This window comes from Burkholderia anthina (assembly GCF_001547525.1).
GTDB lineage: Bacteria > Pseudomonadota > Gammaproteobacteria > Burkholderiales > Burkholderiaceae > Burkholderia > Burkholderia semiarida.
Window position 1 is genome coordinate 568,529 of the sequence record NZ_LNJP01000004.1, and the last position, 15,131, is coordinate 583,659.

The following is a 15,131-nucleotide window of genomic DNA, read 5'->3' on the forward strand; positions in this document are numbered from 1 at the left end:
ACGCCGCGACACCCGATCGCCGTCCGAGCCGCCTCAGGAGGTTCCCCCCAAATGAAAAACCACGGCCTGTCACGGCGGGGTTTTCTGAAAGCCAGCGTGCTGGCGGGCGTCGCGGTGTATGTCGCGCCCATCGGCAGCCGCGCGTTCGCGGCGCTCTTCGAAGAAAAACTCCTCACCCCCGTCAAATGGGATAGCGTCACCGGCATCCCCCAATTCCGCATCGACGGAATCGCGAAGGTCACGGGCTCGAAAGTGTTTGCCCGCGACGTGCGCGCCGCCGACATGCCGCACTGGCCGCACCAGCAGTCGCACGCGCTGATCCTGCGCGTCACGCAGGCCGACCGCACGTACGAGGGCTTCGACCTGTCGCTGCTCGGCGATGAGCTGAAACCGGACCGCGTGGTCACGGCCGACGATCTCGCGCGCGACGGCGTCGCATTCCCGGCGTTCTACGGCGACGACATGCTGTTGCCGGCCGGCAAGACGCCCGCGTATCTCGGCCATGCGGTCGCGATCCTGATCTATCACGACTTCGCGCGCTTCCGCTTCGCGAAGAACGCGCTGAAGTTTCGCGACGACGTGATTCGCTACGGCGCGGTCACGGGCCCGCTCGAACGCGATCCGTGGGGCACCTTCCGCTATGTGCGCGTGGGCGGCAAGACAGCCTATGACGACGACGTCTATTCGAGCCTGAAGGACGCGCCGATCTTCCCGAGCATGATGCGCAAGCACCTGCCGGTCTGGCCGGACGGCAAGGCGCACGGCAAGCTGGACGAGCAGGGCATGTTCCTCGCCGGGCAGATCGGTGCCGAACTCGATCATCCGCCCGCCGAGTGGCTCGTGTTCGACCGCGAATACAACACGCAGTCGGTCGATACGGCCGCACTCGAACCGGACAACGCGAACTGCTGGTACGACGCTGCAACGCAATCGCTGCACCTCGTCGTGCCGACCCAGTCGCCGCTCGAGGTGTCGGAGAACGCGGCCGCGATGGTCGCGAAATGCCGCTTCCCGGTGAAGAAGCTGTTCGTGCATCCGTGCTACACGGTCGGCTACGGCTCGAAGGATCACTTCAACGTGCCGTTCTACGGCCTCGTCTGCGCGCTGTACGCGGACGGCCGCCCGGTGCGTTTCGCGAACGACCGCTACGAGCAGTTCCAGACCTCGTTGAAGCGTCACGCGTTCAAGATGCATTACCGGATCGCGGTCGACCGCAACACGGGCCTGCTGCAGTCGTTCAAGGGCGATTTCGAGGCGAACGGCGGCGGGCGCTCGAACTTCTCGCCGTCGGTGGCGATGGTCGGCGCCACGGCCGCGCAATCGATCTACTACTTCCCGAAGAGCGATCTCGCGGCCGTCGCGATCGCGTCGCGCGCGATCGACGCCGGTTCCGCACGCGGCTACGGCACGCTGCAGAGCATGGCCGCGACCGAGATGGCGATCGACGAGATCGCCGCGCAACTGAACATCGACCCGATCGACTTCCGGCTGCGCAACGCGCTGCGTTCGGGGATGAAGAACACGCAGGGCGCGATTCCCGCCGGCGCGCTGCGCGTCGACGAAGTGCTCGAACGGGCGAAGCAGCATCCGCTGTGGACGCGCCGTGCCGCGCGCAAGGCCGAGTTCGAGGCCGCGCATCCGGGCAAGCGCTACGGCGTCGGCTTCGCGTGCGTGCAGAAGGATTTCGGCACGGGCGCGGAAGCGTCGTTCGCGAAAGTCGAATTCGACGAGCACGGCAAGGTGTCGCTGCAGCATACGGCGGCCGAGATCGGCACGGGGATGTCGACGTCACAGGCCGTCGCGGTCGCGAAATGGCTCGGCCGCCCGGCGACCGACGTCCGCGTGGCGCTGACCGAATGGCCGGACCTGCCGATCGAGACGAGCGGCGATCCGTATCTGATGTCGCAGGCCGACCAGGATCGGCTGAGCGCGAACCCGCGCTGGTCGCCGGGCTATGCATCGCCGTCGAGCGCGACGAACTCGGCGTACTACTTCACGCACAGCACGCGCGAAGCCGCGCGCGCCGTGTTCCGCTACGGGCTGTGGCCGGCCGCGATGTCGATCTGGACGCGCGGCCTCGGCGGCGGCCAGGCCGCGCCGTACACGATCCGCATCGAGGATGCGCGCTGGGTCGACGGCAAGCTGACCGCCGACGGCCTCGAGCCGCTGACGTTCGAGCAGCTCGCGAAGCAGGCGCATGCGCTCGGCCTGCCGACCGGCGCCGTCGTGCACGTGTTCAACCGCTGGCAGTGGACCGACGCCGAGTTCGAGGTGGGCGGCACGGTCGAGCGTCTGCCGATCGACGGGCTGTCGCTGCGTGTCGGCGCGCCGAAGACGGGCGACGACGGCCCGATCCCGGGCACCGCCGCCCCGGCCGGCGCGACCGCGTTGCGTGGCACGCTGCCGCCGACCGCGAACGGCTACCGCGTGCTGGACCGCAAGCGCGTGTTCATCCCGCCGACGAGCCGCAACAACGCGGCCGTCACGTACTACACGGCGGTCGGCACGCTCGTCGAGCTGGCCGTGCACGAAGCGACCGGCAAGGTTGAACTGCTCACGCACCACTCGATCATGGAATGCGGCAACCAGATTTCGCCGCAACTCGTGTCGGGCCAGTTGCAGGGCGGCCTCGCGATGGGCATCGGCCATGCGCTGCACGAGTACCTGCCGCTCTACGAGGACGGCCCCGGCAACGGCACGTGGAACTTCAACCGTTACCGGTTGCCGCGCGCGTCCGACGTCGCCGTCTGGACGCAAACGGGCGACGTGCTGCCGCCGCTGTCCGAGACCGATCCGCCGAAGGGTGTCGCCGAAGTGGTGATGATCCCCGTCGTCGGCGCGATCGTGAACGGCATCGCGCACGCGATCGGCCATCGTTTCACCGACTTGCCGGTGACCCCGCAAAAGATTCAGGAGGTGCTCGCATGACGACCGCCCAAACCGCGGCTTCGGCCGCGAGCGCCAGCGCGGCTGCGACCGGCGCTTCCGTGCCGGCGGCGGCTTCGGCCGCCCCGGCGTCCGCTCCCGCCACGCCGGCTGCACCGGCACCGGCTGCCGTCGAACGTCCGCTCGTTCGGTTCCAGCAGAAGCCGCTGTCGGTCAGGATCAACGGCAACGCCGTCGGCCCGATGCAGGTGCCGGAAGGGCTGATGATGATCGAGTTCCTGCACGAGTACGTGGGCCTCACCGGTTCGCGGCTCGGCTGCGGGCAGGGCATCTGCCACGCGTGCGTCGTGATCGTCGACCAGCCGGACGGCACGAGCGAGGAAATGCGTACCTGCATCACCGGCGCGCACTTCTTTCATGGCCGTTCGATCCGCACGATCGAAGGCCACGCGAAGCGCAACGAGGCGGGCGAGGTCGTCGAGCTGTCGCCGATCCAGCAGAAGTTCCTCGAGCACTTCAGCTTCCAGTGCGGCTATTGCACGCCCGGCTTCGTCAACGCGGCGACCGTGCTGATCGAACGCCTGAAGCGCGAGCCGGTTGCGAAGGCCGACGTGGAACGCACGATCACCGACGCGCTCGATGCGCACCTCTGCCGCTGCACGGGCTACGTCCGCTACTACCAAGCCGTCAAGGACGTGGTGCTGACGACGCCGGGACTCGTGAAGGACGCCGCATGAAACGCACTCTCGCTCATCGTGTCGCGCGGGCCGCGGGCCTGCCCGCGCTCGCCGCGGCCTGCGCGCTGCTGCTCGCCGCCTGCGGCGGCCACGACGCGCCGGCGTCGAGCGCGGCGTCCGGCGCGCCCGGCGCCGATGCGGTCGCGCGCGGCCGCTATCTCGTCAAGGCTGCCGACTGCGCAGCGTGCCACACCGCGAAGGACGGCGCGCCATTCGCCGGCGGCGCGGCGCTCGAATCTCCGTTCGGCACGTTCTACGGCTCGAACATCACGCCCGACAAGGAACACGGAATCGGCAACTGGAGCGCGGACGACTTCTACGCCGCGCTGCACGACGGCAAGGCGCCGGGCAAGCGCCTGTATCCGTCGATGCCGTACACGTCGTACCGGCAGCTCACGCGCGCCGACGCCGATGCGATGTACGCATACCTGAAGACGGTGAAGCCGGTCGCGCAGGAAAACCGCGCGCACGACCTGAAGTTCCCGTACAACCTGCGCTTCGGCATGGTCTTCTGGGACATGCTGTTCCTGAAGGACAGCCTGCCGGATGCGTCGGCCGGGCAATCCGCCGACTGGCGGCGCGGCCGCTATCTCGCGGGCGCGCTCGGCCATTGCGCGGAATGCCACACGCCGCGCGCGTTCACGGGCCAGCTCGACGGGGCGAAGCCGTTCGCGGGGGCCGCGCTCGGCCGCGTGGCCGCGCCCGACATCACGCCGGGCGGCCTCGCCGCGCGCGGCTGGACGGGCGCCGACCTGCAGACGTTCTTCGGCGTCGGCATCGCGCCGCAAGGCTCGGCATTCGGCGAGATGTATCCGGTCGTGCACCTGAGCACGCAGTACCTGACGAAGGACGACTTGCGCGCGCTGTCGGTGTACCTGCTCGGCGATACGCCGCCCGCGCCGCAACCGGTGAAGCCGGTGTCGGCCGATACTGCGCAGCTTGCCGCCGGCCGCTCGGTGTATCTCGCGGTCTGTGCGGGCTGTCACGGCTTCAACGGCGAAGGCAAGCCGCACGTGGCGGTGCCGATGAACGGCAACTCGACGGTGCGCCAGGACGACCCGCGCAACCTGCTGGTCGCGATGCTCGACGGCATCGACGAGCAGAAGTTCGCCGGCTTCGAGAACCTGCAGCCGATGCCGGGTTTCGCGCGCACGCTGAGCGACGACGAACTCGCGCAGCTCGCGAACTATCTGCGCGCGACGTGGGGCGGCCAGCCCGCGAGCGTCACGCCGGCCGACGTGAAGGCGATGCGGCGATAAATCGGACGACGAAACAGGGCGTCGCGCGCGACACGGCCGAGTGCCGGCCGCGTTTGCGCGTGACGCCCCGTTCAAGCCAGTCCGGCGACGCGTCAGTAGCCGCCTCCGCCACTACCTCCACTGCCTCCCGAGCCGCCGTAGCGGCTCATGCCCGGTCCTTGCGACACGCCGCTGCCCGACGACGTACAGCCCGCCGACAGCACGAGCACCAGCGCCGCGATCAGCGTCGCAGCCAGCGTTGCCGATTTCATTGCAATCTCCTTGCAGCGCTCAGGCCACGGGAAAGGCGGTTCACGGGAACCGCGCGCCTGCGCGATGACAAGACGTTTCGGCGAAGCGTTTATTCCATGCTTTTCGCGTATCGCCGCGGCGGCGGCGCCTGGATCAACGATAGACGAGATCGGCGCGGCGGTTCTGCGCCCACGCTTCCTCGTCGTGGCCGAGCGCGACCGGTTTTTCCTTGCCGAGGCTGACCGCCTCGAGTTGCGTCGCCGGCACGCCGAGCGTTTCGAGCGCGCTCGCCACGGCCTGCGAGCGGCGCTGGCCGAGCGCGAGGTTGTATTCCGACGTGCCGCGCTCGTCGGTGTTGCCCTGGATCAGCACGCGCCGCGCGGGATGGCTGCGCAGATAGTCGGCATGCGCCTGCAGCAGCGACTGGAATTCGGGCTTCACCGAGTACTGGTCGAAATCGAAGTAGATGCTGCGCTTGGCGAGCGGGCTGTTCGGATTGTTCAGATCGTCGGCCGTCACTGTCGCGACGGCTTCGCTCGAGGGCGTCGGCGCCGCGCCGGCATTCTCGGGCGTTTTCGCCGCGTGGTGGCAACCGGCCAGCAGGACGAAAGTTGCCAGGACCGCAATTCGGTTCATTTTGCTCATCGTTCTTCTCCAGCGGTTGACTGCGTTGAAAGCGGGGCGCGTGCCGTTCGCACGCAGCCGTCCGGCCGCCATGGCGCGAAATGTCCGGCTTCGTTGCCGCGATGCGGGTTCGTAAGCCGATGGTGCGCCAGATGGAAGAATGTTGCGACCGGAACGCCGGATCGCGGCGTCGCTGCAAACAGATTAGGAAAAATGTCACAACGCGACCAGTTTCTTCGCATTTTTTGCGCAAACGCGACAGCCGGGAGGCATTCTTGCTTCCGTCGGCGGTGCGCGGTGCGCAGCGCCTGCCACAGCGAAAACGGCCGCGCACGGGGCGCGGCCTCGTCGGTGCCGGTCATGGCGCTCGGGTGATGCGGGAAGCGCTGGCCCGATGCAGTCGGTCGGCAGCGTGACGCGGCGGTGCACGCCGCGTCGTCAAAACTTGTGCCGCAGCCCCAGCGCGACGACGGCCTGGTTGCTGTTCGCGGAAGGCGTCAAGGTCCAGACCGTCGCGTTGAACGCGGGGTTGCCGTTGCCGCCGCTCACGCGCTGATAGGTGCCTTCGAGATACGCATCCGTGCGCTTGGACAGCGCATAGTCGGCCTGCGCGACGACCTGGTTCCATTTCGGGCGCGTCTGGCCCGTGCGCGTATCGAAGCGGCCCATCGTGTACGTGTACGCGGCGGCGACGGTCAACGCCCGCGTGACGAAGTAGCGTCCGTCGATCGAAAAATTGTCGAACACCAGCGATTCGCCTTTCAGCGGGGCGATGTTGCCGCCCTGGAGCACGCCCGTCACGCCGTCGGTGGCTGAATGCGACCACGCGACGCCGACCGAGTGCGGCCCGAACGCATAACGGCCCGCCATCGCCCAGATCTGCTGGTTGCCGCCCGTGACCGTCGCCGAGCCGTCGACGGTGCTCAGTGCGCCGTCAGGGTTCGGTGCGTTGCGGTCGCGGCTGATCTTCAGGTAGCCGGCGCCGAGCTTCAGCGGCCCGTTCGCATACGACACGCCCGTGCTCCACACCGCGTTGTTGGAGAACTGGCCGGCCGTGTTCGAGAAACCGATCATCGCGCCGAACCTCAACCCGCGAACCGTCGGGCTCGTGTACTTCACCGCGTTGTTGACGCGCAGGTTGCGGTTCGAATCGTCGTTGTCGTACGGGTGGACCGCGAGGTTGCCGCCCCAGCCGGGGCCGGCCGCGCCGAGCGGCGTCACGAAATCGAGGATCAGGTCGTACTGGCGGCCGAAGGACAGCGTGCCGGCCGTCTCCGAACCCACGCCGATCCACGCCTGGCGGCCGAACAGGTCGACGCCTTTCTGCGACAGCTTGCCGGTGGTGCCGGAGAAGCCGTTCTCGAGCGTGAAGACCGCGGCCATCCCGCCGCCGAGATCCTCGCGGCCGTGCAGCCCCCAGCGCGACGCGTTCAGCGCGCCGCTCGTCATCGCGACGCTGCCGCCGCCGGGCGAGCCGGCGCCGCGCGTGCGCTGGTTGCTCGAGTAGGTGATCGACGTGTCGATCAGGCCGTACAGCGTCACGCTGCTCTGGGCAAGCGCGACATCCGGCACGAAGCCGGTCAGGCAGGCGGCAATGACGGTCCCCGCGATGCGCGCGCCGGCATGCGGGTTCATTGTGCAGGAATGCATAGGTGTTTTTGTTGTTGTGTTGAAGCGGCCTGACGGCCGATGGATCGAGCGGCCATTATTGGAGATCGTGCGGCCGTCGATTAAGACATTGCACAGGAAAGGTCCTCTGCGGAATCGCTTGGAATTGCGATGCGTCGGCTGCACGGAGGCAGTCGGGGAGGGGGCGTGCGGGGGCGATGCGTGAGGTGCCGCGCACCCTTGCGCGATTGCGTGTCGGCCTGTCTGGCGGCTGGTGGCGGACATGCGGGGAGGGCGTGGCAGATGCCGGGGTTCGGCACCGGCCGCGACGGCGGCGGCGGCGATCGTCGCATTGGCGGCGTCGGCTCGACAGGGGCTATCGCTCGATGACGCTTACGTCGTATCCCAGGCCGGTGCGTGAGCGGGCGGCAGGCTCGCGTTTGTTTTTGCGGTTTCCGCACATCGATGCCCGGCAAATTCCCGAAGCACCCAGTCGCGCAATATTTCGGTTGCGTGTCTCGTCGCGGAGCGAGGGCTATAGACGAGATCGTACTGGAAGCTGTCCAGCGCCAGGTCGAACGGCCGGACCAAGGTGCCGTTGGCCAATTCGTCGGAGACCAGGGTCAGGCTTATCAGGCCGATTCCCTGTCCGGCAAGGGTCGCTTGCATCGCATGGACCTCGTCGTTGAACCGGAGGCCGTCGTTCGGATCGGTGCCGCGTATTTTGGCCGCCTCCAGCCAGCGCGCCCATGTAATCGCGCGTTGATCGTCGCGAACGGCGGGCCCCCAATCGAAGTGAATCAGCGTCGCGCGCTGCAGGTCTTTCTCGTCGGAGATCGACAAATGCGGACGACACACCGGCGTAAAACGGTCCCTGAAAAGCGGTTCCGAAATGAGCCCGGGATAGTAGCCCGAACCGTAACGAATCGATGCATGCGCGGACTGATCGAGGTCCACGATGGCATTGGTGGCGTCGAGCCGAAGGGTCCAATCGGGATAGGCGGTACGAAATCCGCCTGCGCGAGCGGCAAGGCATTTTGCGGTGAATGCGACCGTGGACGTGAGCGTCGCGACCTTGGTTTCGTCGATGTTTCGCGCTGCCTCGATGGCGCGCTCGAAGCTGTCGAAGCCGTCACGGAGCGCCGGAAACAGCGCCTTGCCGTTTTCCGTCAACCGGACTCCGCGTGTCTCGCGCTCGAACAGTTTGACGTCGAGCCATTCTTCGAGTTGACGTATCTGGTGGCTGATGGCGGTAGGGGTGACATTGAGTTCGTCAGCCGCAGCTTTAAAGCCGGCGCGCCGCGCCGCGGCTTCGAATGCACGTAGCGCGCTCAACGGAGGCAGTTTGCGCATGGGTTAGAAAAGCTCATCTGTAAGGTGAGAATTGACCATTTGCTGCGCTCGAAAGCGCCATCGATACTCCGATCCTTGACAATCACGCGGAACTCGACGGAGAGCCTTCCATGAAAATCGAACAGGTGCACACGAATCCCGATCCCTATGTACCGTTTGCATTATCTCAAGCAATTCGGGTGGGCGGTTTCGTCTTCGTTTCCGGGCAGCCTGCCATTGGCGAGGACGGCGAAATCGAAGGTCCCGGCGATTTCGATCGTCAGGCGAGGCGCGCGTTCGGGAATCTGGAGCGTGCGTTGAAAGCGGCCGGTTCGGGAATGAACCAGGTCGTCAAGACGACGATCTTCCTGAAGTCGATGGCGTACCTCGACAGAATGGTCGACGTGCGTCGGGAATGGTTTTCCGCGCCGTATCCGGCGGAAAGTCTCGTCGAAGTCTCGGCCCTGTATTCGCCGGACGCATTGATCGAGGTCGAAGCGATCGCGGTCGTATCGGAAGCGACGTCGTAGAAACGGTGGCCGTACGCGCGGCGGCTGGACAGCTTACGATAGGCCGAAAAGCGGACATCTGAACTTAGCTAGAAGCAAAGCTACTACAACGTGAACTATCGATAATTCGCGTTATGTCAAATAAGGAATAGACATGAACGCCCTCCATCGCGCGGATTCTGCAATCCCGACGTGAGTCGAGGAATCCGCAAAACAGGCGCGCCGCACCCACAACGGCGCGCCCGCATTCACCCGGCCATCAAACAGCCATCACCGTCACCGACTTCGTAACGAGATACGGCTCCAGCGCTTCCGGCCCGCCTTCCGACCCATAGCCCGAATCCTTCACGCCGCCGAACGGCATTTCCGGCCACGGCGTCGCCGGCTGGTTGATCCACAGCATCCCGACTTCGAGGCGCTGCGTCAGCAGATGCACGTTCGCGAACGAACGCGTGAACGCGTAGCCGGCCAGCCCGAACGGCAAACGGTTCGCCTCGGCGATCGCATCCTCGAGCTTGTCGAAACCGCGGATCGCCGCGACCGGGCCGAACGGCTCGTTGTTGAACACGTCCGCTTCGAGCGGCACGTTCGCGATCACGGTCGGTGCGAAGAAGTTGCCTTCCGCACCGATCCGCTCGCCGCCGGTTTCGATGCTCGCGCCGACCTTGCGCGCGTTGTCGACGACCGACGCCATCGCGCTCAGGCGCCGCGGGTTCGCGAGCGCGCCGAGCGTCGTGCCTTCGTCGAGGCCGTTGCCCACCTTCAGTCCTTCCGCATGCTTGACCAGCGCGCGCGTGAATTCGTCGCGGAGGCTGTTGTGCACGAGAAAGCGCGTCGGCGAAATGCAGACCTGCCCCGCGTTGCGGAATTTCGCACCGCCGGCGGCCTTCACGGCGAGCGCGACGTCCGCATCCTCAGCGACAATCACCGGTGCGTGGCCGCCCAGTTCCATCGTCGCGCGCTTCATGTGCTGGCCCGCGAGCGCGGCCAGTTGCTTGCCGACTGGCGTCGAACCCGTGAACGTGACCTTGCGGATCACCGGGTGCGGAATCAGGTACGACGAGATTTCAGCCGGATCGCCGTACACGAGGCCGATCACGCCCGCCGGCACACCCGCATCGACGAACGCGCGCAGCAGCGCGGCCGGCGACGCCGGGGTCTCCTCCGGCGCCTTCACGAGGAACGAGCAGCCGGTCGCGAGCGCGGCGCTCAGCTTGCGCACGACCTGGTTGACCGGGAAATTCCACGGCGTGAACGCCGCGACCGGGCCGACCGGCTCCTTCACGACCGTCTGCTGCGCGCCGAGGTTGCGCGGCGGCACGATCCGGCCGTACACGCGGCGGCCCTCGTCCGCGAACCATTCGATGATGTCGGCCGCCGACAGTACTTCGACGCGCGCTTCGGTGAGCGGCTTGCCCTGCTCCTGCGTCATCAGCTGCGCGATCGTGTCCGCGCGCTCGCGCACCAGCGCGGCCGCCTTGCGCATCGTCGCCGCGCGCTCGTGCGCGGGCACCTTGCGCCATGCTTCGAAGCCGCGCTGGGCGGCGGCGAGCGCGCGGTCGAGATCGGCGATGCCCGCGTGGGCCACCTTGCCGATCGGCTTGCCGGTCGCCGGGTTCACGACGTCGATCGTCCTGCCGCTCGCGGCGTCGACCCACTCGCCGTCGATCAGCAGTTGCGTATCCGTATAAGTCACGTTAGCCATCCAGACACCCCTACATTGCGTCGATAAAACGCGCGCCGCCGCGAACGGCCGCGCGCCGGTTGACAGAAAAAGCCATGCCGCCAGGGCAGGCACGCACCCGGCGGCATGGGCGGCAGGCACGCCGGCCCGCCCTCGTTTCGCGGCGCCCCGCGCTCAGTGCGCGGCCGCCGTCGCCTTGCGGAGTTTCGCGACGTCCGCCGCCTGCACGGCCGGCGCGCCGTTGTTCCAGCCGGCGCGCATGAACGTCAGCACGTCGGCGATCTGCTGGTCGTTCAACTGGTTCGAGAACGCCGGCATCGGATACGCGGACGGCACGCCACCGATCACGAGCGTGTCGCTGCCGTTCAACGTCACGTTGATCAGCGACGATGCGTCCGCCTCCAGCACGTTCGGATTGCCGGCGAGCGGCGCGAGCAACGGTGCATAGCCGCGCCCGTCCACCCCGTGGCAATGCAGGCAGTAAGCGTTATACACCTTCGCGCCCGGATCGGCTGCCGGCCGGCCCAGCGCGACCTGCGTCGCCTTCGGATCATAGCGGTACGGCGGCGCGCCCGTGCCGCCTGCCGCCGGCAGCGATTTGAGATAGCGCGAGATCGCGGCCAGATCGTCGTCAGTCAGTTCCTGCGTGCTGTGGTTGATCACGCTCACCATCGAGCCGAACGCGGTCGCGTGCTGATTCGCGCCGGTCTTCAGGAACTGCGCGACGTCCGCCTCGTTCCAGCGGCCAAGCCCGGTGTTGTGCTCGCCGGTCAGGTTCGACGCGAACCAGTTGTCGATCGACGCGCCCGACAGGAACGCCGCGCCGCTTTCGTCGAGCGCCTTCTCCTGGAAGCCGACGCCGCGCGGCGTGTGGCACGACCCGCAGTGCCCGAGCCCCTGCACGAGATACGCGCCGCGGTTCCACACCGCATCCTTCGCCGGCTTGTCCGCGTACGGTGTGGAATCGAGGAACACCATGTTCCACAACGCGAGCGGCCAACGCATGTTGAGCGGCCACGGGATGTCGGACGGCCGGTTCGCCTGCTTCACCGGTTCGACGCCGTGCATGAAGTACGCATACAGCGCCTTCACGTCGTCGTCCTTCAGCTTCGCGTACGACGGATAAGGCATCGCCGGATACAGGTTGTGGCCGTCCTTCGCGACGCCCTTGCGCAACGCGCTGGCGAAATCGGCCTCGGTATAGCCGCCGATGCCCGTATCCGGATCGGGCGTGATGTTGGTCGTGTAGATCGCGCCCATCGGCGTGACCATCTTCAGGCCGCCCGCGAACGGCGTGCCGCGCGGCGCGGTATGGCACGCGACGCAGTCGCCGGCTTTCGCGAGATACGCGCCGCGGGCGACGAGCGCGCTGTCGGCGGGCGCCGTTTGCGCGGCATGCGCGGCCGTGCCGGCCAGCAGTGCGGACAGTGCGAGCAGCGACGCGCGCAGCGCCTTCAGGTTCAAGGTGAGATGTCGCATGGTCGTCCCTCCCCTCAGGCCGTTTTCAGCTGGTTGCCGACCGGCAGCTTGCGCAGCCGCGTGCCGGTGGCCGCGAAGATCGCGTTCGACAGCGCCGCCGCGGTCGCGGCCGTGCCCGGCTCGCCGATCCCGCCCGGCGCCTCGCCGCTCTTCACCAGATGGACTTCGATCGGCGGCACCTCGTTGATTCGCATCATCCGGTAGTCGGTGAAGTTGCTCTGCACGACGCGGCCGTCCTCGATCGTGATCTCGCCGTACAGCGCGCCCGTGATCCCGAAGATGATGCCGCCCTGCACCTGCGCCTCGATCGTGTTCGGATTCACGACCATCCCGCAATCGACCGCGCACACGGCGCGCTTGACCTGCACCTCGCCGCCGTCCACCGCGACGTCGATGACGATCGAGAAGAAGCTGCCGAACGCATGCATCACCGATACGCCGCGCCCCTGCCCCTTCGGCAGCGACGCGCCCCAGCCGGCCGCCTTCGTCGCGACGTCGAGCACGTTGCGGGCGCGCGGCGACTTGTCGAGCAGCGCGCGGCGGTACTGCACCGGGTCGGTCTTGGTCTGCGCGGCGAGTTCGTCGATGAAGCTTTCGACGACGAACGTGCTGCGCGTCGGCCCGACGCCGCGCCAGAACGCGGTCGGCACGTGGCGCGGCTCCTGGCGCACGTAGTCAACGAGCTGGTTCGGCAGGTCGTACGGCAGTTCGGCCGCAACCTCGACCGCGTCGGGATCGACGCCGTCCTTGACCGCGGGCGGCGCGAAGCGCGCGAGGATCGACGAGCCGACGATCCGGTGCTGCCACGCAACCGGCTTGCCGTTCGCGTCGAGGCCGGCGGAGATCTTGTCGTAGTAGCACGGCCGGTACATGTCGTGCTGAACGTCCTCCTCGCGCGTCCAGATCACCTTCACCGGGGCATTGACCTGTTTGCCGACCTTCACGGCCTGGCCGATCATGTCGGTTTCGAGCCGTCGGCCGAATCCGCCGCCGAGCAGATGGTTGTGCACGACGATCTTGTCGGGCGACAGCCCGGTCAACTGTTGCGCCGTGTCGCGTGCGCGGGTCGGCACTTGCGTGCCGACCCAGATGTCGCAGCCGTCGCCGCGCACGTGCACCGTGCAGTTCACCGGCTCCATCGTCGCGTGGGCGAGCAGCGGCTGTTCGTAGACGGCATCGACGCGCGTCTTCGCGTTCGCGAACGCCTTGCCGACGTCGCCCTCCTTGCGCGCGACCGCGCCCTTGCCGTTCGCCGCCGCCTGCGCGAGATCCGCGAACAGATCCTTCGTCGACACCTTCGCGCCCGCCCCTTCGTTCCACTTCACGACGAGCGCCGATGCGCCGCGTTTCGCGGCCCACGTGTGATCGCCGACCACCGCGACCGCGTTGTCGACGCGCACGACCTGGCGCACGCCGGGGATCTTCTTCGCGGCCGTGTCGTCAACGCTCGCGACCGTGCCGCCGAACACCGGGCTGTTTACGATCACCGCGTACAGCATCCCGGGCAGGCGCACGTCCAGCCCGAACTGCGCGGTGCCGTCGACCTTCTCCGGCGAATCGAGGCGCTTCGCGGGCGTGCCGATCAGCTTGAAATCCGCCGGCTGCTTCAGCGCGACGTCCTTCGGCACCGGCAGCTTCGCCGCCGCGTCGGCCAACTGGCCGTACGATGCGCGCCGCCCGCTCGGCGGATGCTGCACTTCGCCGTTCGCCGCGCGGCAGCTCGCCGGATCGACGCTCCACTGCTTCGCGGCCGCCGAGACCAGCAGCGTGCGCGCGGTGGCGCCCGCGCGGCGCAGCGGCTCCCACGCGTAGCGCACCGACGTCGAGCCGCCGGTGAGCTGGCCGCCGAGCAGCGGGTCGAGGAACAGTTTCTCGTTGGGCGGCGCATGATCGAGCGTCACGCTCGACAGCGGCACTTCGAGCTCTTCCGCGATCAGCATCGGCAGCGCCGTATAGACACCCTGCCCCATCTCGACCTTCGGCATCACCAGCGTGACCTTGCCGGCGCGGTCGATCTGCACGAACGCGTTCGGCGCGAACACGCCCGGCGGCGCGGGTTCGGCGGCGTCGCCGCCGATTACCGAGCGACGTGTATCGTCACCGGCCGCCGGCAGGCTGAAGCCGAGCAGCAAGCCGCCGCCGGCGGCGGCGCCGAGCGACATGCCAAGTTTCAGAAACGACCGGCGCGACACGCCCGCGCCGGCCCGACCTGCTTCGATCAGTCCGCGTGACATGTCAGGCTCCTTTTGCGGCTTGTTTGACGGCCGCGCGAATCCGGTGGTACGTGCCGCAGCGGCAGATGTTGCCGGCCATGGCCGCGTCGATATCCGCATCGCTCGGGTTCGGGTTCGATGCGATCAGCGCGGTGGCGGCCATCACCTGCCCCGACTGGCAGTAGCCGCACTGGACGACGTCGAGCTCGCGCCACGCCTGCTGGACCTTGTGGCCGGCCGGCGTCGCGCCGACGGCCTCGATCGTCGTGATCTTGCGGCCGGCGACGGCCGCGACCGGCAGCACGCACGAACGTGCGGCCACACCGTCGAGATGCACGGTGCACGCGCCGCATTGCGCGATGCCGCAGCCGAACTTGGTGCCGGTGAGGCCGACGACGTCGCGCAGCACCCAGAGCAAGGGCATGTCGTCGGGGGCGTCGACCGAGCGGGTTTCGCCGTTGATGTTGAGGGTGATCATTCAGCCTCCGGGGCCGTTGTATTTGGGGAAGCGGCGCGAACGAGGCGCGCTGCGCCGCAGGGTCGTCGTCATCGCCGTTGCGTCGTGCGCA

At 67.7% G+C, this 15,131-nt stretch carries 13 protein-coding genes; 4 read left to right on the top strand and 9 right to left on the bottom strand.

What is annotated here, in order from left to right:
- Nucleotides 1–51 precede the first annotated feature (51 nt).
- The 3 genes from WS64_RS31675 to WS64_RS31685 are packed head-to-tail and all read left to right on the top strand — an operon-like array spanning nt 52 to nt 4,882.
- Nucleotides 52–2,928 (top strand): xanthine dehydrogenase family protein molybdopterin-binding subunit, encoded by a 2,877-nt coding sequence (locus WS64_RS31675; RefSeq protein WP_060968900.1) that lies wholly within the window; start codon nt 52–54, stop codon nt 2,926–2,928.
- Nucleotides 2,925–3,623, top strand: a complete 699-nt coding sequence (locus tag WS64_RS31680) for a (2Fe-2S)-binding protein (protein WP_060968901.1) — start codon at nt 2,925–2,927, stop codon at nt 3,621–3,623. The genes WS64_RS31675 and WS64_RS31680 overlap by 4 nt, the downstream gene beginning before the upstream one ends.
- On the top strand, nt 3,620–4,882 hold the full coding sequence (locus WS64_RS31685; protein WP_060968902.1) for a cytochrome c: 1,263 nt from the start codon (nt 3,620–3,622) through the stop codon (nt 4,880–4,882). The genes WS64_RS31680 and WS64_RS31685 overlap by 4 nt, the downstream gene beginning before the upstream one ends.
- A gap of 92 nt (nt 4,883–4,974) precedes the next feature.
- Here WS64_RS31685 and WS64_RS35050 read toward each other — a convergent pair whose 3' ends face one another.
- The 5 genes from WS64_RS35050 to WS64_RS31700 form a co-directional block, all read right to left on the bottom strand.
- Nucleotides 4,975–5,133 carry a hypothetical protein gene (locus tag WS64_RS35050; protein ID WP_167351655.1) on the bottom strand — a complete coding sequence of 53 codons (159 nt, stop codon included), beginning with the start codon at nt 5,131–5,133 and terminating at the stop codon, nt 4,975–4,977.
- 133 nt (nt 5,134–5,266) lie between these two features.
- Nucleotides 5,267–5,758 carry a peptidoglycan-associated lipoprotein Pal gene (pal, locus tag WS64_RS31690; RefSeq protein WP_059574377.1) on the bottom strand — a complete coding sequence of 164 codons (492 nt, stop codon included), beginning with the start codon at nt 5,756–5,758 and terminating at the stop codon, nt 5,267–5,269.
- Nucleotides 5,755–6,099, bottom strand: a complete 345-nt coding sequence (locus tag WS64_RS34075; protein WP_244166692.1) for a hypothetical protein — start codon at nt 6,097–6,099, stop codon at nt 5,755–5,757. The genes pal and WS64_RS34075 overlap by 4 nt, the downstream gene beginning before the upstream one ends.
- Before the next feature lie 76 nt (nt 6,100–6,175).
- Nucleotides 6,176–7,387: a porin gene (locus tag WS64_RS31695; RefSeq protein ID WP_081103991.1), complete on the bottom strand. Its 1,212-nt coding sequence runs from the start codon at nt 7,385–7,387 to the stop codon at nt 6,176–6,178.
- Between the two features lie 351 nt (nt 7,388–7,738).
- A complete protein-coding gene (locus WS64_RS31700) occupies nt 7,739–8,698 on the bottom strand; it encodes a LysR substrate-binding domain-containing protein (RefSeq protein ID WP_060968904.1) in 960 nt (319 codons plus the stop codon).
- A gap of 110 nt (nt 8,699–8,808) precedes the next feature.
- Between WS64_RS31700 and WS64_RS31705 the strand changes: the two genes are divergently transcribed.
- Entirely contained in the window at nt 8,809–9,207 is a 399-nt protein-coding gene (locus WS64_RS31705) for a RidA family protein (protein ID WP_059574380.1), read from the top strand.
- Between the two features lie 238 nt (nt 9,208–9,445).
- On the opposite strand, the gene WS64_RS31710 is transcribed toward WS64_RS31705, so the two are convergent.
- The 4 genes from WS64_RS31710 to WS64_RS31725 form a co-directional block, all read right to left on the bottom strand.
- Nucleotides 9,446–10,891, bottom strand: a complete 1,446-nt coding sequence (locus tag WS64_RS31710) for an NAD-dependent succinate-semialdehyde dehydrogenase (protein WP_060968905.1) — start codon at nt 10,889–10,891, stop codon at nt 9,446–9,448.
- Nucleotides 10,892–11,044: 153 nt separating this feature from the next.
- The gene (locus tag WS64_RS31715; protein WP_060968906.1) at nt 11,045–12,349 is read right to left on the bottom strand and encodes a c-type cytochrome; all 1,305 of its coding nucleotides are present in this window, start codon (nt 12,347–12,349) and stop codon (nt 11,045–11,047) included.
- A gap of 14 nt (nt 12,350–12,363) precedes the next feature.
- Nucleotides 12,364–14,583, bottom strand: a complete 2,220-nt coding sequence (locus WS64_RS31720) for a xanthine dehydrogenase family protein molybdopterin-binding subunit (protein ID WP_060968907.1) — start codon at nt 14,581–14,583, stop codon at nt 12,364–12,366.
- Between the two features lies 1 nt (nt 14,584).
- Nucleotides 14,585–15,040 (bottom strand): (2Fe-2S)-binding protein, encoded by a 456-nt coding sequence (locus WS64_RS31725; protein ID WP_059574387.1) that lies wholly within the window; start codon nt 15,038–15,040, stop codon nt 14,585–14,587.
- Nucleotides 15,041–15,131: the final 91 nt, after the last annotated feature.